This is a genomic window from Pseudomonas sp. zfem002, assembly GCF_032621685.1.
In the GTDB taxonomy this organism is placed as follows: Bacteria; Pseudomonadota; Gammaproteobacteria; order Pseudomonadales; family Pseudomonadaceae; genus Aquipseudomonas; species Aquipseudomonas japonica.
On the sequence record NZ_JAVYJH010000011.1, the window covers coordinates 168,494 to 188,545 of the forward strand.

Annotated in this window: 33 protein-coding genes; 4 read left to right on the forward strand and 29 right to left on the reverse strand. The window is 59.0% G+C overall.

The genetic code is table 11. The annotated features are described in order from the left end of the window. Positions 1 to 12: 12 nt before the first annotated feature. The 8 genes from RTI28_RS14855 to RTI28_RS14890 all read right to left on the reverse strand — a co-directional run bounded on the left by RTI28_RS14855 (position 13) and on the right by RTI28_RS14890 (position 3,379). Positions 13 to 336 (reverse strand): hypothetical protein, encoded by a 324-nt coding sequence (locus tag RTI28_RS14855; protein WP_316921128.1) that lies wholly within the window; start codon positions 334 to 336, stop codon positions 13 to 15. Between the two features lie 56 nt (positions 337 to 392). Then, positions 393 to 560: a DNA methyltransferase gene (locus tag RTI28_RS14860; protein WP_316921129.1), complete on the reverse strand. Its 168-nt coding sequence runs from the start codon at positions 558 to 560 to the stop codon at positions 393 to 395. 4 nt (positions 561 to 564) lie between these two features. Further along, entirely contained in the window at positions 565 to 1,167 is a 603-nt protein-coding gene (locus RTI28_RS14865; RefSeq protein WP_316921130.1) for a DNA methyltransferase, read from the reverse strand. A gap of 43 nt (positions 1,168 to 1,210) precedes the next feature. Next, positions 1,211 to 1,480, reverse strand: coding sequence for a hypothetical protein (locus RTI28_RS14870; RefSeq protein ID WP_316921131.1), 270 nt, complete (start codon positions 1,478 to 1,480; stop codon positions 1,211 to 1,213). After that, positions 1,477 to 1,686 (reverse strand): hypothetical protein, encoded by a 210-nt coding sequence (locus tag RTI28_RS14875; RefSeq protein ID WP_316921132.1) that lies wholly within the window; start codon positions 1,684 to 1,686, stop codon positions 1,477 to 1,479. Before RTI28_RS14875 ends, RTI28_RS14870 begins: the two co-directional genes overlap by 4 nt. Beyond that, on the reverse strand, positions 1,683 to 1,937 hold the full coding sequence (locus RTI28_RS14880) for a hypothetical protein (protein WP_316921133.1): 255 nt from the start codon (positions 1,935 to 1,937) through the stop codon (positions 1,683 to 1,685). The genes RTI28_RS14875 and RTI28_RS14880 overlap by 4 nt, the downstream gene beginning before the upstream one ends. Continuing rightward, positions 1,934 to 2,539, reverse strand: coding sequence for a hypothetical protein (locus RTI28_RS14885; protein WP_316921134.1), 606 nt, complete (start codon positions 2,537 to 2,539; stop codon positions 1,934 to 1,936). Before RTI28_RS14885 ends, RTI28_RS14880 begins: the two co-directional genes overlap by 4 nt. Positions 2,540 to 2,620: 81 nt before the next feature. Continuing rightward, positions 2,621 to 3,379, reverse strand: coding sequence for a hypothetical protein (locus tag RTI28_RS14890; RefSeq protein WP_316921135.1), 759 nt, complete (start codon positions 3,377 to 3,379; stop codon positions 2,621 to 2,623). Positions 3,380 to 3,435: 56 nt separating this feature from the next. On the opposite strand from RTI28_RS14890, the gene RTI28_RS14895 reads away from it, so the two are divergent. Beyond that, entirely contained in the window at positions 3,436 to 3,831 is a 396-nt protein-coding gene (locus RTI28_RS14895; protein WP_316921136.1) for a hypothetical protein, read from the forward strand. A gap of 4 nt (positions 3,832 to 3,835) precedes the next feature. Here the strand turns inward: RTI28_RS14895 and RTI28_RS14900 are convergent, their stop codons facing one another. From RTI28_RS14900 to RTI28_RS14995, 21 genes are all read right to left on the reverse strand, one after another. Then, positions 3,836 to 4,759: a DNA cytosine methyltransferase gene (locus RTI28_RS14900; protein WP_316921137.1), complete on the reverse strand. Its 924-nt coding sequence runs from the start codon at positions 4,757 to 4,759 to the stop codon at positions 3,836 to 3,838. A 13-nt stretch (positions 4,760 to 4,772) separates the two neighbouring features. Then, positions 4,773 to 5,930, reverse strand: coding sequence for an RNA-directed DNA polymerase (locus tag RTI28_RS14905; protein ID WP_316921138.1), 1,158 nt, complete (start codon positions 5,928 to 5,930; stop codon positions 4,773 to 4,775). A 198-nt stretch (positions 5,931 to 6,128) separates the two neighbouring features. Next, positions 6,129 to 6,482 (reverse strand): four helix bundle protein, encoded by a 354-nt coding sequence (locus tag RTI28_RS14910; RefSeq protein WP_316921139.1) that lies wholly within the window; start codon positions 6,480 to 6,482, stop codon positions 6,129 to 6,131. Between the two features lie 57 nt (positions 6,483 to 6,539). After that, entirely contained in the window at positions 6,540 to 7,118 is a 579-nt protein-coding gene (locus RTI28_RS14915) for a DUF1566 domain-containing protein (protein WP_316921140.1), read from the reverse strand. 117 nt (positions 7,119 to 7,235) lie between these two features. Next, positions 7,236 to 7,712 carry a hypothetical protein gene (locus RTI28_RS14920; protein ID WP_316921141.1) on the reverse strand — a complete coding sequence of 159 codons (477 nt, stop codon included), beginning with the start codon at positions 7,710 to 7,712 and terminating at the stop codon, positions 7,236 to 7,238. Between the two features lie 60 nt (positions 7,713 to 7,772). Next, on the reverse strand, positions 7,773 to 7,961 hold the full coding sequence (locus RTI28_RS14925; RefSeq protein ID WP_316921142.1) for a hypothetical protein: 189 nt from the start codon (positions 7,959 to 7,961) through the stop codon (positions 7,773 to 7,775). Positions 7,962 to 8,223: 262 nt separating this feature from the next. After that, positions 8,224 to 8,715 carry a single-stranded DNA-binding protein gene (locus RTI28_RS14930; protein ID WP_316921143.1) on the reverse strand — a complete coding sequence of 164 codons (492 nt, stop codon included), beginning with the start codon at positions 8,713 to 8,715 and terminating at the stop codon, positions 8,224 to 8,226. A 14-nt stretch (positions 8,716 to 8,729) separates the two neighbouring features. Further along, positions 8,730 to 9,347: a lambda exonuclease family protein gene (locus tag RTI28_RS14935; RefSeq protein ID WP_316921144.1), complete on the reverse strand. Its 618-nt coding sequence runs from the start codon at positions 9,345 to 9,347 to the stop codon at positions 8,730 to 8,732. Beyond that, positions 9,331 to 10,107, reverse strand: coding sequence for an ERF family protein (locus RTI28_RS14940; RefSeq protein ID WP_316921145.1), 777 nt, complete (start codon positions 10,105 to 10,107; stop codon positions 9,331 to 9,333). Before RTI28_RS14940 ends, RTI28_RS14935 begins: the two co-directional genes overlap by 17 nt. Before the next feature lie 7 nt (positions 10,108 to 10,114). Continuing rightward, the gene (locus RTI28_RS14945; protein ID WP_316921146.1) at positions 10,115 to 11,239 is read right to left on the reverse strand and encodes a hypothetical protein; all 1,125 of its coding nucleotides are present in this window, start codon (positions 11,237 to 11,239) and stop codon (positions 10,115 to 10,117) included. Positions 11,240 to 11,525: 286 nt separating this feature from the next. Further along, positions 11,526 to 11,861, reverse strand: a complete 336-nt coding sequence (locus RTI28_RS14950; RefSeq protein WP_316921147.1) for a hypothetical protein — start codon at positions 11,859 to 11,861, stop codon at positions 11,526 to 11,528. A 151-nt stretch (positions 11,862 to 12,012) separates the two neighbouring features. Next, entirely contained in the window at positions 12,013 to 12,144 is a 132-nt protein-coding gene (locus tag RTI28_RS14955) for a hypothetical protein (protein WP_316921148.1), read from the reverse strand. After that, complete coding sequence (locus RTI28_RS14960; protein WP_316921149.1) at positions 12,141 to 12,353, reverse strand: hypothetical protein; 213 nt, start codon at positions 12,351 to 12,353, stop codon at positions 12,141 to 12,143. Before RTI28_RS14960 ends, RTI28_RS14955 begins: the two co-directional genes overlap by 4 nt. After that, positions 12,350 to 12,766 (reverse strand): hypothetical protein, encoded by a 417-nt coding sequence (locus RTI28_RS14965; protein WP_316921150.1) that lies wholly within the window; start codon positions 12,764 to 12,766, stop codon positions 12,350 to 12,352. Before RTI28_RS14965 ends, RTI28_RS14960 begins: the two co-directional genes overlap by 4 nt. Before the next feature lie 274 nt (positions 12,767 to 13,040). Continuing rightward, a complete protein-coding gene (locus RTI28_RS30360; RefSeq protein ID WP_410478990.1) occupies positions 13,041 to 13,256 on the reverse strand; it encodes a DUF551 domain-containing protein in 216 nt (71 codons plus the stop codon). After that, positions 13,253 to 13,501 (reverse strand): hypothetical protein, encoded by a 249-nt coding sequence (locus tag RTI28_RS14970; protein WP_316921151.1) that lies wholly within the window; start codon positions 13,499 to 13,501, stop codon positions 13,253 to 13,255. Before RTI28_RS14970 ends, RTI28_RS30360 begins: the two co-directional genes overlap by 4 nt. After that, on the reverse strand, positions 13,498 to 13,737 hold the full coding sequence (locus RTI28_RS14975; protein WP_316921152.1) for a hypothetical protein: 240 nt from the start codon (positions 13,735 to 13,737) through the stop codon (positions 13,498 to 13,500). Before RTI28_RS14975 ends, RTI28_RS14970 begins: the two co-directional genes overlap by 4 nt. A gap of 1,105 nt (positions 13,738 to 14,842) precedes the next feature. Then, on the reverse strand, positions 14,843 to 15,661 hold the full coding sequence (locus RTI28_RS14980) for a hypothetical protein (protein WP_316921153.1): 819 nt from the start codon (positions 15,659 to 15,661) through the stop codon (positions 14,843 to 14,845). Positions 15,662 to 15,787: 126 nt separating this feature from the next. Continuing rightward, positions 15,788 to 17,788: an ATP-binding protein gene (locus RTI28_RS14985; protein WP_316921154.1), complete on the reverse strand. Its 2,001-nt coding sequence runs from the start codon at positions 17,786 to 17,788 to the stop codon at positions 15,788 to 15,790. 107 nt (positions 17,789 to 17,895) lie between these two features. Next, a complete protein-coding gene (locus RTI28_RS14990; protein WP_316921155.1) occupies positions 17,896 to 18,144 on the reverse strand; it encodes a hypothetical protein in 249 nt (82 codons plus the stop codon). Between the two features lie 2 nt (positions 18,145 to 18,146). Beyond that, positions 18,147 to 18,887 carry a S24 family peptidase gene (locus tag RTI28_RS14995; protein ID WP_316921156.1) on the reverse strand — a complete coding sequence of 247 codons (741 nt, stop codon included), beginning with the start codon at positions 18,885 to 18,887 and terminating at the stop codon, positions 18,147 to 18,149. A gap of 102 nt (positions 18,888 to 18,989) precedes the next feature. Here RTI28_RS14995 and RTI28_RS15000 point away from each other — a divergent pair, with 102 nt between their 5' ends. The 3 genes from RTI28_RS15000 to RTI28_RS15010 form a co-directional block, all read left to right on the forward strand. Continuing rightward, on the forward strand, positions 18,990 to 19,223 hold the full coding sequence (locus RTI28_RS15000) for a YdaS family helix-turn-helix protein (RefSeq protein WP_316921157.1): 234 nt from the start codon (positions 18,990 to 18,992) through the stop codon (positions 19,221 to 19,223). A 102-nt stretch (positions 19,224 to 19,325) separates the two neighbouring features. Beyond that, positions 19,326 to 19,748: a phage regulatory CII family protein gene (locus RTI28_RS15005; RefSeq protein WP_316921158.1), complete on the forward strand. Its 423-nt coding sequence runs from the start codon at positions 19,326 to 19,328 to the stop codon at positions 19,746 to 19,748. 73 nt (positions 19,749 to 19,821) lie between these two features. Next, positions 19,822 to 20,052: replication protein (locus RTI28_RS15010; protein ID WP_316921159.1), on the forward strand; the 231-nt coding region annotated here is incomplete at its 3' end.

Below are 20,052 nucleotides of genomic sequence, written 5' to 3' on the forward strand. Positions count from 1 at the left end.
GGCGGCTGTCGGTCAATCGAGCTGGTGCCAGACGTAGCAGTCCACGCCTTGAGCTTGAAGCGAGCTATGCATGGCCCGCACCCCAGCACTGTGCTGGTTACCCTGACCAGGCCAGGGCGTGTCGAGGTGGATCCCCTGTTGGTGGTATCCGGTCCGCTTCTGTACGTAGCCTGGAAGGGTCGGCAGTTGGCTGGCGCGCAGGCCGGGTGCTGGGATCACGACGCGGTCGAGATTGGCGCTGCCACCGTCGTTGGGGTATGCCGCGGCGGCTGCTTTGCCGGCCTCGATAGCAATGCGCACTTTCTCTGGTAGGGCAGCCAGTTCTTCTTTTGTCATGGCAATAGCTCTCCATGCCCGCGCATGTCGGCGGGCTTGAGTTGTAGGGGGAGGGGTTAAGCTCGCGCTTCGAACAGTTCGATCTGCGCTGCCGGGGTGTCGCGAGCGGTGATGGCGTCGACGATCCGCCGCTGGGCGGTGCCGAAGTGAGTTTCGTCCTGCTCGATGCCGATGAACGTCCGGCCGAGCTCGATGCATGCAACGCCGGTTGTGCCGCTGCCCATCGTGTTATCCAGCACTACCCCCCCCCTGATCGGTATAGGTGGCGATCAGGAATCGCATCCAGGCGACCGGCTTCTGGGTCGGGTGATAGCTGGCAGTCTGCTTGTCGCTCGAGAAGAACTGCACCGAGCGCGGGTAGCGATCAGTCGAGTCATACTCGGTGAGCGACAGGGCCTTTCCGTAGCACTCGGAGTTAACCGTCTTCCTCTTTGCGGTGCGCCGTTCGTGACCAGTTGTCATCTGCGGGCTGTACACGGGCTGGCGCCGATAGAAGACTTGCGCAGACTCATGCGCCCGCAGTGGCTGCTTCTTCGCATTTAGGAATCCGGTGGCGTTACCCTTCTCCCAGATCCATTCGTAGCGGTAATCTCGCGGGTTGCTGGCCACCACCAGCGAGCTGAACGGTTGGGCCGCGCAGAGCACGATGGCGGCATTGGGTTTGGCGATGCGCAGGTACTGCTCCCACAGCGGCTCGAAAGGGATAACAACGTCCCAGGCGCACTGCGTGGTGCCGTAGGGCAGGTCGGCCAGAACCAGGTCCACACTGCCGTCCGGAATCGACTTCATCACCTCCAGGCAGTCGCCCTGGTGTAGTCTCACTTCGTCCATCGCGGCCACCGATACAGGTGGTAGGCAATGTAGGCGAGGGCGATCATGGCGACACCTCGCCCAGGAATTCGCGTACCGATTTACCGGTGGCAATGTGCTCAAGGTTGCCCTGAGCATTGGTTCGGAACTCGCCCTTCGGCAGGAAGAGGCGCTCGAGCTGGTCATGCCACTTGCCGATTGCTGGGTCGCACGCCGAGCACAGCATCCACGGCTGGGCTTGGGCTCCACGCCAAGAGCCCTCCATGAGCGACCAGAAATTACAGGTGGCTGTGTTCTCGCGACATCCGCAGGCATAGCATTGGAAAAGACTCATCGCATCACCCCCACCATTTCCCCCTTCAAAGTCGCCGTGGCTTTCAAGTCCATCAACAACTCCGCGGCATGCTCTGTTGAGATTGCATGCAGGTAACCGCTAAAGGTGCCGTCCGGGGTTTGATAGTCGAAGGTGAAGAGCTTCCAAGTTCTGCCGCCAACCTCGCAGCTGATCGGTAGCTCGACTGTTTTCGATAGCTGGCTCACAGCGAATACCTCTCTTCATTCCAGCGCGCATTGGCACCGGCTGGTGTTGGTCCGTTGTCTTCTTGTTCGTGCGGGGAGAGCTGGCGCTCGTTGCCGGCCTGCAACTGGCTGTCGGGGATACAGCTGATCCCGACACCGTTCAAGATCCAGCAGGTGACGCCGCGCTGGCTGTCGTGCTGAACGTCGATGACGTTCTCCTGGGCGCTGGCGCCGGTGGCCAGCAGCAGGAGGCAGAGGGGGAGGCGGGTCATGGTTGAATCCTCTTGAACTCGACGACCCAGACCCAGGGATTGGAGGCCCAGGCTTCATGGCCGTTGATCGACTCCCAAAGGCGCCGAAACTGCACGCCCCAAGCGGCAGCAAGGTGTTCAGCAATTGGCAGATCTGGCCCTTCGGCTTCAGCCTGGTCCTCGCTGATGTCCTGCAATCGCTCAACACGCACGTCGGTGATCTCCAGCAGGATGCGGCTGTCGCGCCGGCGCATGTGGATGCTTGGCTTCCAGGGGCCACCGTAGTCGGTCCGGTTGTCGCATTCGCGATAGACCACCCAGCTTTCGCCGGGAGCTTGGGCCACATTGACGTGCGCCCACGCCTCGCGCACCCACAAGCGGTCGCCTGGCTGGCCATATGGGCAGACGATTGGATGCTCGGTGCCTTGGTCGTCCATGCAGCTCTCGTCGAACGTGTGCATGGGGCGCCAAGAGCCATCGTCCTGCTGGTGAAGCTCGAACGAAACATCAAAGCCACGCATGCTCGGCTTGATCGGGCGTCGGGTGACCGTCTTCCGGCCTTCCAGGATCGCGCGGACCATCGGCCCGCTGAACAGGATCGGGCGTTCCTTTGCTTGAGACATTGCTTCGCCTTGGCCGCCATATCGCGGCAGTTGAATAGAGGGGAGAGGGGTTACAGCAGAAAGAGTACGGATGTGCTCCTGTCAGGCTGGCTTGCGCTCCAGGGCGGCGCGGGCTTCCAAGAGTGCGTCACCAGCATCGCTGATTTCCCACAATGCTGGGCTGCGCTGAACTCTGTTCATAAGCCCAAGCCTCACCAGGACATCGAGCCAATCGCGGCCAATATCGGTGCCTTGGCTGTCCTCGAAGCATTCCTGCGTGCGGCGCAGCTTCTTCAGCACCTTCAGGGCAAACGGCGGAAGCTCATCGCGCTCAACCAGCGCGCCCGGCTCTGTGCTGGCGGAATAGCCGGACAAATACCCCAGAAGCTCAGCCAGCGCTTGCCGCCTCAGCCCAAGGCAAGATCTCCGCAACCTATCTGCCACGTGGGCCGCCCCGCGTAGCTGGAGTCGCAGGTCCCTGCACTCGGCGCGCAGACGCTCAACCTCCCCAACATCTGCGCGGGTGTAGAGCTTGCGCGCCTCGCGAATCACCCCGCGCGAAGTAGGGCCAGGATTGTCGATAGTCTTGCGGTAATCCTCTTCCGTGCAGTCAATCCAATGCCGCCACTGCGAGCCTTCATGCACGGTCTTGCACCGCCGCTGATACGCCACCGGCTCGCCCTGGTGCTGCTCGGCTGGCGCTACGGCGAGCATCGCCTTGTAAGCGTCCAGCATATCCGGGTCGTCGATCGTCTGGCGCTTCGAGTACCAGGCTTCGGCAAAGGCCACGATCATTTCTTCGGTCGGCTCGCGCGGAACGCTGACCATGTCTACATTGCTGGATCGGTTTTCTGTGGGCATGGGGATACCTCGGCGCGTATATTTCGCCGTTTCGGATGGTAGGGAATTGCAAGCCAGTGGAAGAAAAGGTCGTTAAAGAGCCGAAAGAGCCCAGTCGCTGGTCGATAGGGCTGGCACTTGGTTTGGCAGCGTTGCTTTCCGTTCTCGCTGTGGTGATACCGATAGGCGCCTGGTTCGGACTGTTGATGCCAGAAAGCCGAACCAATCCTGATTGGTTTATGCGAAGCGGTGCGGTGACTGCGATATTTGCGTTCGCTGCTCAGGAGCAGACGGCGAATGCCATTGCGAAGCTTTCCTCTCGGGCTGCCTTTGGTTCAAAAAAAATTGATCAGCTACGCAAGTCCTTCATCGAGCCCCTAAATAAGCTCAGGCGCTACATCTTCTGGCTGGCAATAGTGGGATCTGCGATCTGGGCATACGGAGATATTGCAATGGTTGCTGTTCAGTCGTAGCCATTCATGCTGCCTGAAGTAAAGCCTCAAGGACACGTTGGCCGGCCAGCGGCGGCACCGCATTACCGGCCATGTGCATGGTCAGCCGGTGATTGTCCGGGCGCAGGGTGTCCGCCGGGAACGACATGGCTGCCAGAGCCTCACTGGCGCTAAGCATCCGCATGCGGTCACCATCGACCAAGGCCCAGCGGTCCAGGGTGGTTATGGTGCCGATCGGCCGGTTGATGTCGCGGCCTGTGGTGCCGGAGCCCTTGCCGTAGTAGGGCATGATGAACCGGTCGCCAAAGCGCTGGCGGCCGTTACTCACCCGGTCGAGCGTTGCTTGGGCGCGGCCCGCCTTCTCGATCTGCGACCAACGCCCGCTATTGAAGTCGAGGAAGCTAGCTGCCGGCACATGCCGTTCCTGCGGCAGCTGCAACATCAGCGGGGCCTTGCTGCGGGTCAGGACCATGAACAGGCGCACTCGGTGCTGTGGTACGCCCAGGTCGGCACAGTCTACGATGTGCGGCGCCGCCTGATACCCCAAGGCCTGCACCGCTTGCAGCCAGGCTGGGTAGAGCACCCAGTCGGTGAACTCTGGCACGTTCTCGATCACAGCCGCCTGCGGCCGGTGGAACTCCAGAGCTGATACCGGCGCCCAGGCCGTCGAGCGCGAAGCATCATGCTCAGGGTTGCCCGACTTCTTGCCGCGGGCTTTGGCATGGCCTTGGCAGCAGGGCGAGGCGAGCAGGATGTCGTGTGCCGGCACCTGCTCCCAACGCGCTTGGTGTAAGTCTTGGCAGGCGTGCTGCGTGTCGGGGTGGTTAGCGCTGTGCCATTCAACGGCCACCGGCCAGTGGTTTGCCGCCCAGAGAACCTGAACGCCTGCGGCGCGCGCGCCGGTACTCCATCCGCCGAGGCCGGCGAATAGGTCGATTGCTGTGGTCATTGGATGCTCCGATTCAGCGTTTCGGAAAGGTCTTGGTGAGTTCGCCGTTGACGACGTGCCCTCGGCGAAGGACGAGGTTTGCCAGTGCGGCGCGGTCTTTCTGGCTGTGGCTTGCCTGGCTGAGTAGGCCGAAGTAGCTGTTGGCCGTCTCTCGCAGGTTTTCAGTCGGTACTTCTGCCGTCCGCTTCAGCGCTTGGGCAACTGACCGCTTTCGCGTCGTGCGGCGCCACGGCTTGATCACGTGCCCGACGAAATCCACGCCTCGGTCGATCGGTTGCAGGATGGTCTTCGATGGGTTGAGTCTGACGCCCAGCCCGGGCAGGAACTGCTCGATCCGGAACAGCCATTCGTTCAACTGCTGCGGCGACTCATGCAGCAGCACGAAGTCGTCGACGTAGCGAATGTAGTGCTGGACCTTGAGCGTGTGTTTGCAGAACTGGTCGAGCGCATCGAGATACACGTTCGCGAAGAACTGCGACGACAGGTTGCCGATAGGCAGGCCAAGGTGCGCCGGCTGCGTCGTGAGCTGCTTGTGCTGCGGCACGCGATTGAACAGATGGCGCGGGCTGCGTATCTCGTAGTCTTCGCGCGGGTCATGCCACAGCACCTGCAGTGCCAGGGCGCGAAACCACGGATCTGCGATCCGCCGTTCTAGCTGGTCGGCCAGCACGCGCTTGTCTATCGACACGAAGAAGTTGGCAAGGTCGCACTTGAGGTAGAAGCCCGACACCTTCCAGTTCTGCGTCTGGCTGCGAACCTTCGCCTCAAGGCGCTTTGCGGCGTACAGCGTGCCGCGCCCTGGGATACAGGCGCAGCTGTCCGCTATGAAGCTGCTTTCGATCCGCGGTCCGATGCGGTTGTACAGCAGGTGGTGGACGATGCGGTCGCGGAAGTCTGCGGCCCATACCTCTCTGGCCTTTGGCCGTGTGACTACGAAACATATTGAGCGGCCAGGCCGGTAGGTTCCTGCCTGGAGTTCGTCGAATAGGTCGAGGAGGTTGGCTTCCATGTTCTGTTCGAAGCGTCTGGCGCTTGCGGTGTTCCGCTTGTGCCGTCGGCAGTCGTAATAGGCAAGAGCCAGCTCCTCGAAGGTAAAGCTCGCAACGGGTAAATCTGCGGACGGGGCGCACGAGACGCTCGTTGTTCTTGTCGTTGTTGTTGAGCCAGCCATTCTCAAAGTCCATGTTGTAGGCGTTGTTGGCTGAGTACTGCGACCTGTCGTGCTATCTACGTCGCCGGGACGATTTCTCAGCCCGGTAACTGCGCCGGACCTTCCGACCTGAGTCGGCGGTTTCCGTGGTGCGCATGGCGGTGATCACAGATCAGCGGCACGACCAGATTCAGCGCACAGGCAGAAGGGCCTTAACCCTCAAGCAGCGGGCGCGGTTGCGGATTTCTTCCAGGCGTTGGCCTGACGGCCGACTGAGGCCGTGAGCTTCATTGCCGTGGCGTGCTGCCCCTTGCTGATGAACCCCTTGTTGGTGAGGGCGCGCAGCAGGTAGTTCAGCATCCATACGCTTTCGAGCAGTTGATTGAGATGGTTGAGTCGGTCCCGGCTCATGTTCGTCCGGCCGATCAGTACGAGCACTTGCAGGCATTCGTCACGAATCTTCGAGCCCACGACCTGTTTCAAATCGCGCGGGATGTTTCGCACCAGGTCGAGCGCAAGCCCGAGCAATTCCTCAGCAACCTTGTGGATCTCCAAATCCGTATGCATCGCCATCCTGGCATCCTCGAAAAGCGAGGGCGCCGAGGCGCCCATGAATGAAGAAGTGAAGTATCAGAAGTATTTTCTGCGGACGGGGCGCACGAGACGCTCGAGGCTCTTGACGTTGAGGCTGAGCCAGCCATCCTCAAAGGCCATGTAGTAGGCGCCGTAGGCTGAGTACTGCGAGCTGGTCCAGTGGGCACCCTTGGAGAACGTCTGCGGGACTGTGCCCTCGAGGAAAGACGCTTCGCGCCGCGCAATCAGGTAGTAGTCCTTGTGCCCGTCCCGCTCGAACTTCGCGCAGAACTGGGCGGCCGGGTAGGTGCTGTCGGTCTCGACCAGGTCGGCGGTGTTCGTCATACCGTCGTGCGGGCTCATTGCGCCGTCGAACTCTTCGCCGTAGCTGCCGAACTCCAGCCTCGCCTCGGCGTCGGCGCCGGTTGCGATGATCAGGTAGTACGGCCTGGGTCCACCTTGGAACAGACCGCCATTCACGCCGCCCTCGCCGGGCCATGGCTCACCGAGCGGCGGCGCGGAGGAGAGCCCTACGCTGACCGGCTGGGCGCTAAGCCCTGTCAGGACCTGGAGCGCGAGAGCTGGATCTGGAGTGCTGAGGTGGGTATCGCCTTTGCTGACTGTGATCAGTTGCATGGTGACCTCTGTGCTGAATGGGGTGCAGGCGGCCGGCGCTTCCCGGCGCGCTTCTGGTCTGATCGCCATCCTGACGAACCCGGAATCGCCTGCAAGGGAAAGGAATGAAGGGGTGAATTACTGGATAATGAGGCTGCGGACGGGGCGCACGAGACGCTCGCCGTCCTCGCCGTAGTTGACGAGCCAGCCAGTCTCAAAGCCCATGCCGTAGGCGTAGTAGGCTGAGTACTGCGTGCTCAGCCAGTGGAAGCGATCATGCCGCAGGGTCACCAGGCCCTCAGCCTTGGCTGCCATCAGCAGCTGCCCTTCGAGACAGGACGGGATGTGCAGGTCCAGCGCCAAGACTTTCTTCGCGATCACGCTGCCGGCCTCGGCCATGGCGACGGTGTTCGCGTAGCCGTCGCTGTAGCTATTGGCGCCGGCGATCTCGACGCCATACTCACCCCAGATTCCCTGGAATTCGTCGGAGAGCAGGATCAGGGCGCGTTCCTGGCCATTGAGCCAGTAGCGGGCAGCGAAGACGCCACCGAGCAGTGGTTGGCCCAGCGCGGGAAGGTCGGATGCGGCGATGACTTGCTGACTTGCTTGGTTCATCTGTTTCTCCAGGGTGATCGCCGCCCTCCATGGCTGGATTCGGCGATTTTGGGGGCGGTGTTACTTTAGGATGGCCTTGGCGCAGGCCTGAATTTCGATCCAGAGCGCCGAGGACGGGCTCGCGTCGTACTTGGCCAGAGCTATCGCGATGCGCTCGGCCAGGTCTTCCTTGCTACCTGCCGGTTCCGGAGGTGCTTGATGCGCAATCTGAATTGGCAGATCGAACTGCCCGGGTAGGTCGGCTCTCATTGCCTGGATCCCCCTTTGGTTCTGTCAGGCCGCTAGGCGGCAAGTGAATCTGTGCCCGGCGCTGATGGCGTTGGAGGGCCATTCGCTTGAGTCTCATGATTGAGCTCCATATCGGCGTCATGCCATCCCGCGAGCCACCAGCCGCCATCGACGGTCATGTTTCCGTAGGGCTGGGAGAGGCGGCACTTTCCATCCTGGCGGGATGCCCGGCCCTGGTAGTAAGAGGTGGGGTAGGTGAGGCGTAGCCGTGTGGCCTTCATGGCTATGCACCGGAAAGGTAATGCAACGGCGCGAATGGGATATCGTCGTCGAAGCTGTCGTAGTCTGGGCCCGGGGCGCCTTGCTGGTTCTGCTGGGGTGCCTGCTGGCGGTTCTGCTGCCGTTGTTGCTGTGGGGCGCGCTGCTGCTGTTGTTGGTTGCCCTGCGCCTGCTGTGGCGGGCTGCCTGCAAACTTGATGATGATCACCCGGCCGGTGAGCTTCACACCCTGCGAGTTGTCGCCCTTGGTGTAGGTCTCGACGTGGGCATCATCGATGGTGAAGTGCAACTGCTGCCCCTTGAGCAGGTACGGAGCCATGGCCTCGGCCTGCTTGCCCCAGAGCGTGGCGTCGACCCACTGAGTCGGGCGCTTGTTGTCCTGGCCCTTGCGGCCGTACTCGCAGGCTATGGCCAGGTTGCAGACAGGATCGCCGTTGGGCGTGTAGCGCAGCTCAGCGTCGCGGCCGAGGCGGCCGATATCGGTAAGAGTAGGCATCGTGATTCCTTAGGTTATGCAGCCGCGCGCATCACTTTGTCCATGCGCTCGTCGAGGATTTCGTAGAAGGTTTTCACTCGCTCGGTGAGCTTGCGGATCATCACTTCGTCGCGGTAGACGCGCTTGACGAAGAGGGGCATGCCTGGCCAGTAACTGATGAAGTCCAGCCACTCGCGCTCTGACGCCCACAGGCCTCCCTGGCACTGGGCGACGTGCTCCTTAGGAACTTCACCGCTCAGGATAACGCTGACCTGGAACTTGGGGAGCTTGGTCTTGATTTCGGTCAGGCCCTGGTCTCCGACCAGCGCGTCAGGGGAGTAGCCAATGCCGTGGTTGAGGATGATGCCCACTGAACGGGTCTTGATGGTTTCCCGGTCCTCATACAGGCCGCGGGCGACTCCCTCCAGTTCGTGACCGCGAATCGTGGCCTTGGTCTGGAATGGGATCTCGGCGGCTTCCTCTGTGATCCGCTCGCCGATTAGCTGATCCATATAAGTGAAGGCGGCCACACCAAAGCCTGCTTCACCCTTGCCGGCGACCAGCAGGCAGTCCAGTTCGGAGCAGGTGATGATCCCAAGGCGAAGAGCGAGCCATTCTGGCGTCCCTTGCTCAACATCAGTGATGATCTGCATCTTGTGCCTCCTGTGGCGCTGACTCGTGCTGCTTGACTGACTTGCTGAGCATCCCCAGCACCTGATCGAACGCGGCCTTTTCTACCGCCGACGGAGTTCCGTGGATGCTGGCGAATGCTTTCTTGGCCTTGTCGCTACAACGCTCAAGTAGCATGGCCAGTTGGGCGGCCTGTACCGAGGTCACCCGCGGCGTCACTACGGCGCCGTTGCCGTCGTCGTCCTCGCCGGTGGTGGTGAAGTTGAGCAGGGCTCCGGCGGTGTAGCGTTTTCCGTAGCTCACGCTTGATGCCACGGCCTGGACGCCGTTTTTGCTACCGCTGGTGTCGGCGGGCAGCACAAGGGAGGTGGCTTCACGGTGCCCGGCCCGATGACTCAGCACGCCCTCAACCTCGATGCCACGCTCGTTTCTTGGGGTTCGGAAGGAAAGGGCGAAGCCGTGCTTAGCCAGCACCGGCTTGATCATCTCGTTGATGTCTTCCCAAAGCGCGTAGGTGCTCTGGATCCTTCCGTTCTTGTCCTTGATGCCGCCACGCTCACCAATGACTGGCAACTCTTCCTGCATAGCGGCCAGCGCTTCGTCGTACTGCTGCTTGGCTTGCTGTGCCTGGATGTTCTGATGCATGACCATCAAGCGCTCCATCTTGTCGATGTCAGCGGTTGGGGACATGGCCACCTGCTGGATGATCTGCAGGATGGTCACCGACTCGGCGGCTATTGCCGGCGGCTGGGATTGGGTTTCGACCCTGGCTACTTGGCTCATGGCGACCTCAGTACTGGATGGTGATGTTTGGGATCTTGCGCTCGGCGATCAGGGTGATTGCCTGCTTGGCGCATTCCTCGGTCATGCCGCCGGCGACAAAGGCGTCCAGAGCGGCGCGGTTGATGCTGCGGCGGTGTGCGACGTCGCGCTCTCGGGCTTCCTGCTGGCGCACAATCTCGGCGGCAGCGGCATCGGCGCGGCGGCGTTCTTCCTGGCGGGCCTGCTCGGCTGCTTGCTCTTGCCGGCGGGCTGCCGCCTGGCGTTCTTGCTCCATCCGCTGCTCGGTGGCAACGCGATCGGCTTCAGCCTGAACCCGGGCGCGCTCGGCTTGCTCGGCCTGCAACTTGAGCTGGAGGCGCTGATTCTCGGCTTCGCGCTCTTGCTCAGCGGCCTGGTCAAGCAACTCCTGCTCGCGGCGTGCTGCGGCTTCGCGCGCCTCCTTCTGTTCCAGGGCCACGCGCTGGCGTTCGACTTCGACAGCGGCTTCCTGCGCTGCACGGATGCGGTCCTGCTCGGCGCGCTCGTCTGCTTCGCGGCGCAGGCGGGCCAGTTCGGCCTGTTCGGCGTCGTACTTCTCGCGCTTGGCCAGGCCGGAACGCAAGGTATTCAGGACTTTATCCTTCTCGCGAGCGGCTTCAGCTTCAAACTCTTCCCACTCAGGCCCTATAACCACCTTTTCGACAGAAGCGATGCGATCCTTGATGTCCGTCGCCTCCAGAGCATCCAGGCCATCGTCACGGTTGCGCAGCCAGTCCAGGCGGTCATTGTGGCGGTCGATGCGGGCGTCCTCGGCCTGCTCCCACTCAGTAAGCGGCCGGCGCGTCTCGTCCCGCAGCGCGTCCATCGTGGTCACGAACTCGCGCAGCTCGGCCTCGACCACCTTCGGCATTTCCTTGAGCCGGCGCAGGTAGTCGCGACCGGGCTTCTCGACGGCCGTCTTCGACTTGCTGACCTTGGCGGCCAGGCTGGCGATGCGCTCGCGACCCTTGCGGGTGGTCAGATCGGGGACTTCGCCATCGATCTCGGCCTTCACCAGGTCAATGAATTGCTGCAGGCCACCGGCCACGTAGATGGCCGGGGCGTTCGCCTCACTGATCTCTTCGATCGCGATCAGTTTCTGTTCTGCGGACATTGGAAAACCTCGCGCCTGGCCGGCGCCGTCAGTTGAAAGGGAAAATGCCAGGTCACCCAGGCACGGAGGTACGCTCCAGGCCCTGGCTGCGGTGGATGGTTGCGCGCTCTCGCCGCTTACGCTCCCGAAGGGGTACGGTTATCCCGAAGGGCCGCCGTGCTCGGCTACGTGATTCAGGAAGTGATGCTGCCCGCCAATGCGCTGGCGAGCATGAAGGCGGTACAGGCAAAGAGGGCAGAGAAGGAGCCGCGCCAGATGTACAGGCGGCGTGCGCGCTGGTAGCTGGTCATGATTTCGCCTTCCCCATCTCAGCAGCGGCGCAGACAATGGCTCGACGCAGTGCCGCACGCTTACCTCCGGCCTCTTCGACGTTCTGCATGATCGAGTTGCAGGAGTCAGGGCCAGTTGGGTAGGTGGCGTAGGCGCACAACCCGAAAAACCTGCCATCGAATCCGGTTTTCAGATGCAGCCTGTGCCGGAGATTCAGGGCGTGCGACAGATTGCTTAGCGGCTCCCACTGCTCGTAGTTGAGCCCACCGTCGAACGTGATGCATTCGGTGAGCTGGTCGTACACGCCACCGATCGCCTTAGCGGCCAGTTGAAGAATTTCAACATCGCTCATGGCAACCTCCCGGCGCTTTGTTTTTCAGAGCGAGCTTTGATTGCGCAGTCGGCGTGTTGTGTTCGCCAGCCGCCACTGTGTCGCTCGAAGTGACCGGCACCTTTCTCGACACGCTCGCCGCAGCGGTAGCAGGTGCCAGGGAATCGGTTTCTCATGGCAGCCTCACAACGATCATCCCCCGCCTGAGTTCAGGATGGATGGGTGGAAGATCGGACACCAGAAAAAAGCCCTGACGATGCAGGGCTTTGACCAGGTCGGGGATGGTTCGGGCGATGACGGTCATGCTCCGCTCCTTAGCGCTTCAACGCGGCTTTCAGTCTTGCGGATCAGGGCTTCGCGGTAGCTTTCCGATTCCTGATAGGTGATCTGGCTCAGATAGGCCCCCATTTCGATCATGCCTTCGACAAAGGTCCGGTCCTGAACCGGGCTGTGTGACTTGGCGATCCTGGCTATCTCAAGACCGATTCGGGCGTGGGCGAGGTCGGCGCTCATGATTCAGCATCCTCGGCGTCAGCGATGACGCCATCAGCGGCCAGCGGGGAGAGAAGGGTGGCGGCGATATCGCGTAGCACCTGGTCGTCGCTGAGGATCTCGGCGACGATGGATTTGCATTCGTTGATCGATCCGCGCCGGGCGGCAAGGTACATGCGGCCGAGTGCCGATGCGCCTTCCACCGACTCGATCAGGAGTGCGCTCAGGCGCTCGTCTACGGCCGTGGCGAACTGCTCATAGGTCACGCCTTGAGCTTTCTGGTCGGCGCGCTGGAATCGCACATCAGCGCCGCGCAACAGGTCGTGCGTTGCGTTCTCGATCCAGATCCGCTCAGCCTCACAGTCCTCCAGCGGCACCGGCTCGCGGTTGTCGTAGTCGAACTGGTTGCGGTGCAGTTGAAGGGCTGCGTTCATGAGTCGTTCCTCTGTTGCTGCGCTCGGTAGCGGCGCATGAAGCCATCCGTTAGGCGCTTCATGATTCGCGGGTATCGGTCAGGATGGTGAAGTCGGCACGGAAGCTCATAGCGCCCAATGTCGTCTTCGCAGTAGTCGCAATCGCAGTGCTTCTTGAGCAAAGCCCTTGCCTCAGCAGCACATGCGGATCGCAGCGTGAACCAGCGACGACCGCCGCCACGGAAGACAGCAGCAGTCTCGACTATGACGGCCATGATCGCCTCCAGGTGGTGGGTTACTCGGTGGGTGGTGGCGGCAGTGGCATCCAGTGCGTAACCCGGCGACCCTGGCCAAGCTCGTCAATCGGGAATGTCCACTCTGCAAAGTCGGTCCGGGCGCCACTCCAGTAGGTGGCCCAGGCTACGCAAGGGTCTTTTCCATCAAGTAGCACGGCCACTTCACGATCTTCTGCTGCGGGCAGCCTGTCGCTGCACTTGATCCAGCCGCTCATGGCTTCACCCTGGCGGCTAGCATGGCGTCGGCGTATTCGTAGGCCCAGGCAGCAAGCTTTGGGACAGCTTTCCCGCCGCAGTTCTCCGGCTCTTTGTGCGGCTGACCGATCATTGCTGCTAGTGCCTTGGCCGCGAAGTAGTCGCGCAGTTCCATGCCCATGAAACGATCTGCCTGACCCTCGCCAAACAGAGTTTTTGCAGCCTCTGGCGCCGGGAAGGCTGGCCCACCTGTGTTTTGGCTCATGCTGCCTCCGGATGCTTCTCACCGCAGAACATGCAGTAGTTGCCAAGCACGTTGATGGCGGCCTTGGCTTTGATCTCTTTGCCCTTTGCGGTAGTGCGGGTTCCGACAACCTCGCATTCCGCATATTGGCGTCCGGCTGGGATAAGCATGTAGCCCTGCAAAGTCGCCTTGGCTCCGGTGATTTCCGGGTACCGCTCTACTGCGGCTTGCTCGAATTTCTGTCTGCAATCGCACATTGGGTGATCCTCAGGACCGCATGAGGCAGATGCCAGCGCAGGCGACCAACCTCTGCGCGCCGTGAGAGCGCAGTACTGGCACCTGTCTGATGCGGTCGTATGTGAAGGGAAGGGGTGCAGATGGCCGGCGCTGATCTCCGGCTTCAAGGGTCACCCAGGGCAACCGAAGCGTCGGCTTCATCTGCTATTGATGCGGGATGCATCGGTGGCCACTCTCCGGGGCAAACCGGGTGTCGGGACGCCTCACCAATGGGCGAGACGCTACCCACGCTCACAATTCGCGGCGATCAACTCGCGTTCAGAGTGGCCACCGATGCAGCCTGCGATGGGGAGCAGGGCATCGGGCAGTTAACGTCAGGCTGACGTGGCGCTGGTTGTCCTAATCATCACCGCCACGGGTATCCGGGATACGGCTCGCCAGAGAGAACGTATTCGGCCTGACTAGCTAGCTTTTCCCAGAGAGCTTTCAGGCGCTTCCTACCAGCTTTTGTCTCTTGGTCTGGGATCACCGTTTTCGCAAGCGCGATGCCACACTCTTCGCTGCAACAGCTGAAGCCATGACCCCATGAGGTGCTCCACATGCGAGCACCGCCCCATTCGTCTTTTGCGTCTTTTGCGCCGCACTGAGGGCAGTCGTGGGCGAGTCGGTACTGTATGGAGCGCATATCGATATCCCCGGTTGATTTCCCAATGCAGCCTGTCGCCAAGCTGCATCAGTGAAATCTTCCTGCCACGACCCGCTACTGGCGTCGGTCGATGGCTCGAATCTCTATGTCTTTACTGGCCGCTGCGTCGGCGTGCCTGGCGCAGCAGCTGAATTTGGTAACTCTCAACAGACCAGCGAGCCGACATGTCGGGCAAGGGAGTCTGCTGTGTTGCGTACTGTCCACCAGGGCTCAACGGCCGGATTCACTCGGCGCCTGGCGGCTCATCTTCGGGTTTTTAAAGAGCGGTCGGCTTGAGGGCCTCCCGAGGGGCTGTGTAGCTTGCCGTCTCGATGGAGAAAAGATACCTGCAGGTAAAACATCGAGTCAATACCCCAAGGTAAATAATTTCGTTCGCCCACAAAAAAGCCCGCGCTAGGCGGGCTCGTGTATGTGTTCGGCTAGTAGGCCTTGCTGGTTGCCGTTAGGCTTTCGGAGTAAACCTTTCCAGTCTTCAGGTTAAAGATGGATATTTTTGAGGGTGAGATCCTGAAGAAACTCAGCGCTGAGATGGTTTCCTGCTTTGATGTGATGGTGGCTTTCTGGTGATCTGCCGATTCGACGTAGAAAGGTGGCTTTGTGTTGCCATCAATGCGTATTGCAAGATCCTTGCTGAATGCCGACATGTCTTCCCGCGGCACCAAAAACTCCCCGGCAATCGAGGATACTTGCGTCGTGGCGTTGCGCGGAATGGCGCCCAATACAGCGTAGGTCTTCTTGGCCAGCACCTGATCTACGAGAACCGAAGCCCCGAAAGCGTTTTGACCTACGTACTGGCCGGTGAATTTTATCGACCCTCCGAGCAAGATTGCCGGGTAGTACGCTGACATGGCAGGGCTTTCGCTGTAGCCCTTGTAGGAGCCATCCTCAAGAGCGATGGAGATTCTAAGGAGCTGGCTATCGGCGTCGTAGGTATACCAGGCTCGATCTAGGGCGCGAGTGAGTGAGACCCTCGCGGGAATCATGCCTCGTAGCCGCTGCTCATATTGCTGGCTAGACTCGTATTCGCCTTTTCGGCCGCCAGATTTCTTTATCAGCTCGGCAATGCTAGCTCCATCGCCAGCCTCTGTATAACCGTCCGGTGCATTGCTGCTCGATAACAGATTGGTGACAGGTCGATCTGGCAGCCGGTAAGCGATTCTATCAATCTTTGACGGGACTGGCGCGCAGCCGGCGAGCATGGAGGCTGAAATTACAAAGACAGCAATGGCGTGACGCATGACTCTCTCCTTGAGGAAAGCCGCCATCCTACCACTCTGGCCTTCCGCCATCACGCAGGCATGAAAAAGCCCGCCGAGGCGGGCAGGGCAGAAACAAGAATCCTGGTGCTGGGTTAAGCACAAGAATCAGTGGGCACCAGCTTGCAGATTGGTGAGCAACTCAGCCCTGGACTCCTCTAACACATCGCGCTGACTCTGGAGTGTGTTGAGTAAATAATGATTCGACAAACGAAACTCTTCGACGATGGACTGCCACGTCTTCACATACTTTTTGATTAAACCAGCTCCAACCAGTCCGGGGTCGTTTCTGTCTGCTAGCTGCTCAAGTCTTTCTCCAATGTCGTAATCAACTGCCGAGATTTTACGGCCGAGCAGGATTATTTCGTATCTGGTTTGAATTCCCTGGTAGCTCGGATGCTTAGCCAATATTCCTGCGTAATCATCAATTTGTCGTAGGTGGTTTTTATTGAGCGCAATGCTGGGGCGCTTGATTTCAATGATCACACATTTAAAATAAGGCTGATTGTTTATTGAGTCATGCTGCATGCTGCGCCTAACCAGAAAAAGATCTGTTTGTCGATTTGCCCCGGCTACAGTTGCACCATCTTCAACATCATCTTCGGAGACGTGGTCGATTCCTTTTACTTTTTCTCGTAAATTCTGAGCAATTTTAGTAAAGGTAGTTTCTTCTGCGCCAATGGTTTCGTATTGGCTTCCAAAGAGCCACGTATTCGCCTCAATTACACCCTGTAGGTCAGGGGTTTCAAGAACGTCCTTGTAGTGGTGTAGCATGATCTCAGAAATTCTAGATATAGCGTCTTCACGGTGCTGAAGTTTTTCGATGGTGCTAACGATGTTGTTCAGTTTTGCTGTTCTAATTTGATCGGAAAAAACGCGCATAGAGGAATCATCCAAATCGAGTACGCTTTCGAGAACCTCGAATATGGCATCATTCTCATTGGAGATGGCGAGCCTGTCCAATAATCTTATTACAAGTTTTCTCTGTTTTTTATTACTATCTTTAAATACTTTTGGGTCGGATATTAGAATGACTCGAAGTATATTTTTGAGGTGGCCTAATCGCCACTCTGCATATCCTTTGCTTGCACCTTCAAAGCTGGGCAACTCGCCATCTATCTCGAGTTGTTCTAGCTGCTCGTCGGCTTTGCTGACAAGAAATTTCTTATAGTGCTCTTGGCCGAAGTCACTAATTTGCTTTTGCAGAGATTTCCATATCTTGGTCTGTGTCAATGTGCCAAACGACAGATTTAGGCTATCATTATCGACTTCGGATGCGTCAAACCAAGCTGAGCGTGCTGCGAGAGTTGTATGATAGCCTGGTTTTTGGTTGAGGCTGCTGAGGGCGTAGTCTACGACTTTGTCTTTGGAGGAGGTGTAATAAATGTATGACTTTCCCGAAGTAGGCTTGTCTGCCCAATGAATCAGCTTTACCTCAAAAAGCTGACCGTCAATGTTTAGCGAGGTTGTTGCTGAACTATGATCTGGAGGAAGGATCTTTGCTCCATTCAAAGTTATGGTTTTGCTAGGGTTAATTGCTAAGTACCAGCCAAATTCAAGAGACAGGCATTTGACGATGTTTTCGTGACTAAGGTATGGCTCAGAGAACCTAGTCAGCTCTACACAAGTTCCCGAGACTAAATTTGAAAGTAATGCATGTTGGCTGCCTGACGGAATTGTCGAGGCTTCAACCTTGTCCAGTGCGGCGCTATGAACAGTAAGTTTTGCATCTGTCCCGGAAGATTTTGTGTACCAATCAGCGCGGTTGCATATTTTATGAAAATATAGGCGCCCGATACCTTTTTCACCATGAATGTCATGTGATCTCTTTTTTTTCGAGTCACGAAAGTTAAAGAAGCTAGAGTCGCTACCGTCGACATCAATTCCGTGACCATCATCTAGAACAGTTATGGACTCAACGCCGCCAAGGTTGTTTGTATCAATGTTGACGGACACATGCTTAGCTTTCGCATCAAACCCGTTCCAAATTAGCTCAGCCAGGGGTCTCCAAGGGGATACTGACTTGCTAAAGTGATTTCGTATGCCTCTGTCAGTGATTTTGGTTGTACCAGAAAACTCCCTTGGAACAAACCCTGTGGATCCATCCATTGTTATGCGCTCAGTAAAAACTTAATTATTATTGATGTATGATGTATTCATTGAAGGCGGCATGCCCGTGCCGCCACAATATACACCATGCCCTATCCACAGCACCCTTAGCTTGCGGGGTCACTTTTCGTACACGCAATCAGCCCCACCTTAACCTCATCCCCATACCCCGCCAACCGATCCTCCCCAGCCTGCATCACTTGGCAGATCCTGATAACTGCCTGGGCGTCGGCCTCATTACCGGCTTCACTCAGGCGAACAGCAATCCGCATCAGCTCGACCGATGACCACTTCAGGTCAGAGGCCAGGCCTTGAAGGTCGCGACGGAGTTCTTGGTTGGGCTTGGTTAGGGGCATGGCTAGAAGCTCCGGCCGGTCCACCAGTAGATGATCTGGGCCAGGATCTTGATGTCATCTTCACGCTCGCCTGGCACTTCAATCGCTGGATACTGGGTGTTGTCCGAGATGATCTTCAGGCCGTCCAGCCCCCGCTGAATGCGCTTGATCTGGAGCTGCCCGCGCATCATGAAGAAGTAGATCGCGTCCTCTTCAACGCTTGTAATGCCAGCGTCAACGAGCACTGCATCGCCCTTGTGGATGGTTGGCGCCATGCTGTCGCCGCGACCGGAGATCAGCTTCAGGTTGTCAAGCTTGGTATAGGTCAGGTTCTGCCTAACCCAGTTGGCATCCAGGCTCATGTGATCAACAACCATGTTCATCTCAGGCGGCTCCGTGCCAGGACCCATTGATCCCGCAATGTCGTAGCGGGGCACATCCACCAGACTGCGGTAGCTTTTGATCTTCTGGGCTAGCGGGGCGGGCAGGCCTTCGACGCTTATCGTTTCCGATTCATCCAGGCCTAGCCCTGGCTTGTCCATCGAGTACTGCGGAATCTGAAATTCCTTCTCGATCTCTCGGGCGAAATCCTCACCCACCCCTTTCCCGCCCTTTTTGCCAGGCGGGTAAAGGCAGCGCGAGATGTAGTCAGCTTGCTTATCTAGCCGCCTAGCAAACTCGGCCTTGGCGCCATGCTTGCCAGGGCCGAATTGGCGGTCGATGAGAAGCTGAAGGTTGGCCTTTCTAACTAGGTTGATATCCATCGAGCAAATATGCTTTCCCGTTACTTGTGGGTAAATGGCCTGCGGGTATTGCTTTGTACTTACCTATGGGTAAGAATTGACGCATCACAGAGGAGATTCGTGATGCGAACCAAGCACACCAAGCTGCTGGAGTGGCTGAAGACCGCCACCGATGCGGACATCGAGAAAACCGGGACCACCCGTGGCTACCTGAAGCAGATCGCTTACGGCAACAAGCAGGCGTCCGCCCGCGTAGCCTCTTCGCTTGAGAAGGAGTCGAGCGGCGCACTGACTCGACAGTCGCTGCGCCCTAATGACTGGACAGTGATCTGGCCGGAGTTGGTCTCCGCTGCCTAGGGCCGAACTCCTGTTTTACCCGCAGCACATAAGCGATCAAGCCCAAAGATTTTCCTGCAAGGGCTGCGCAGTTTCTACGGAAACACACCTGAGGTTTTACGGATGGAAGATTTCCTGCGGGCCACCCAAAGCGCCGTTCTTGACGGCGAAGCGAAGGTGCTGGCCTCAAAGATGGGCGTGCCGCACGTGAGCCTGCTCCAGCGCGCAAACCCGGATAACGACGCCCACCGACTCACCATCGAGCACCTGTTCGGGATCTTGCTGCACACCGGAGACATGCGCCCACTGGCTGCACTGGCAGCCGAGTTCGGCTTCGACCTCGTGGCAAGGGTCGCTCCACAGCCTCAGGCGCTCACTGCATCCCTGATCAACGCGGGGAAAGAGGTCGCCGACCTGACCATCGCCGTGCACAACGCATTGGTGGACGAGCACGTCAGCTCGTTCGAGAAGGCTCAGATCAAGGTGGAGATTGAGCACGTCCGGAAGAGCCTTGATGTGATGGCTGCATCGGTGAGGGCAGCCTAAGGGCTGAGCAACAGGCACAAAAAAGCCGACGGTCGAGGTCGGCGTTTTCGTTACAGCAGATGTGAGAGGAACTATGACAAATATCATACCGCTACGCAACACCGGGGGGTTTACCCGGATGGACAATCAGTTGATGGACGCACTGGCTGCAGTTCACCTGTCGCCGGCCGAGTTCAAGACCCTGCACGCAATCACCCGGCTTACCGTTGGCTTCAACCAGGCGGAGCGCCGCATCACTGCCGACGAGATCGCCAAGCGCATTAACATCCGCCCACAGCATGTCTCTACCGCAATCAGCAACCTG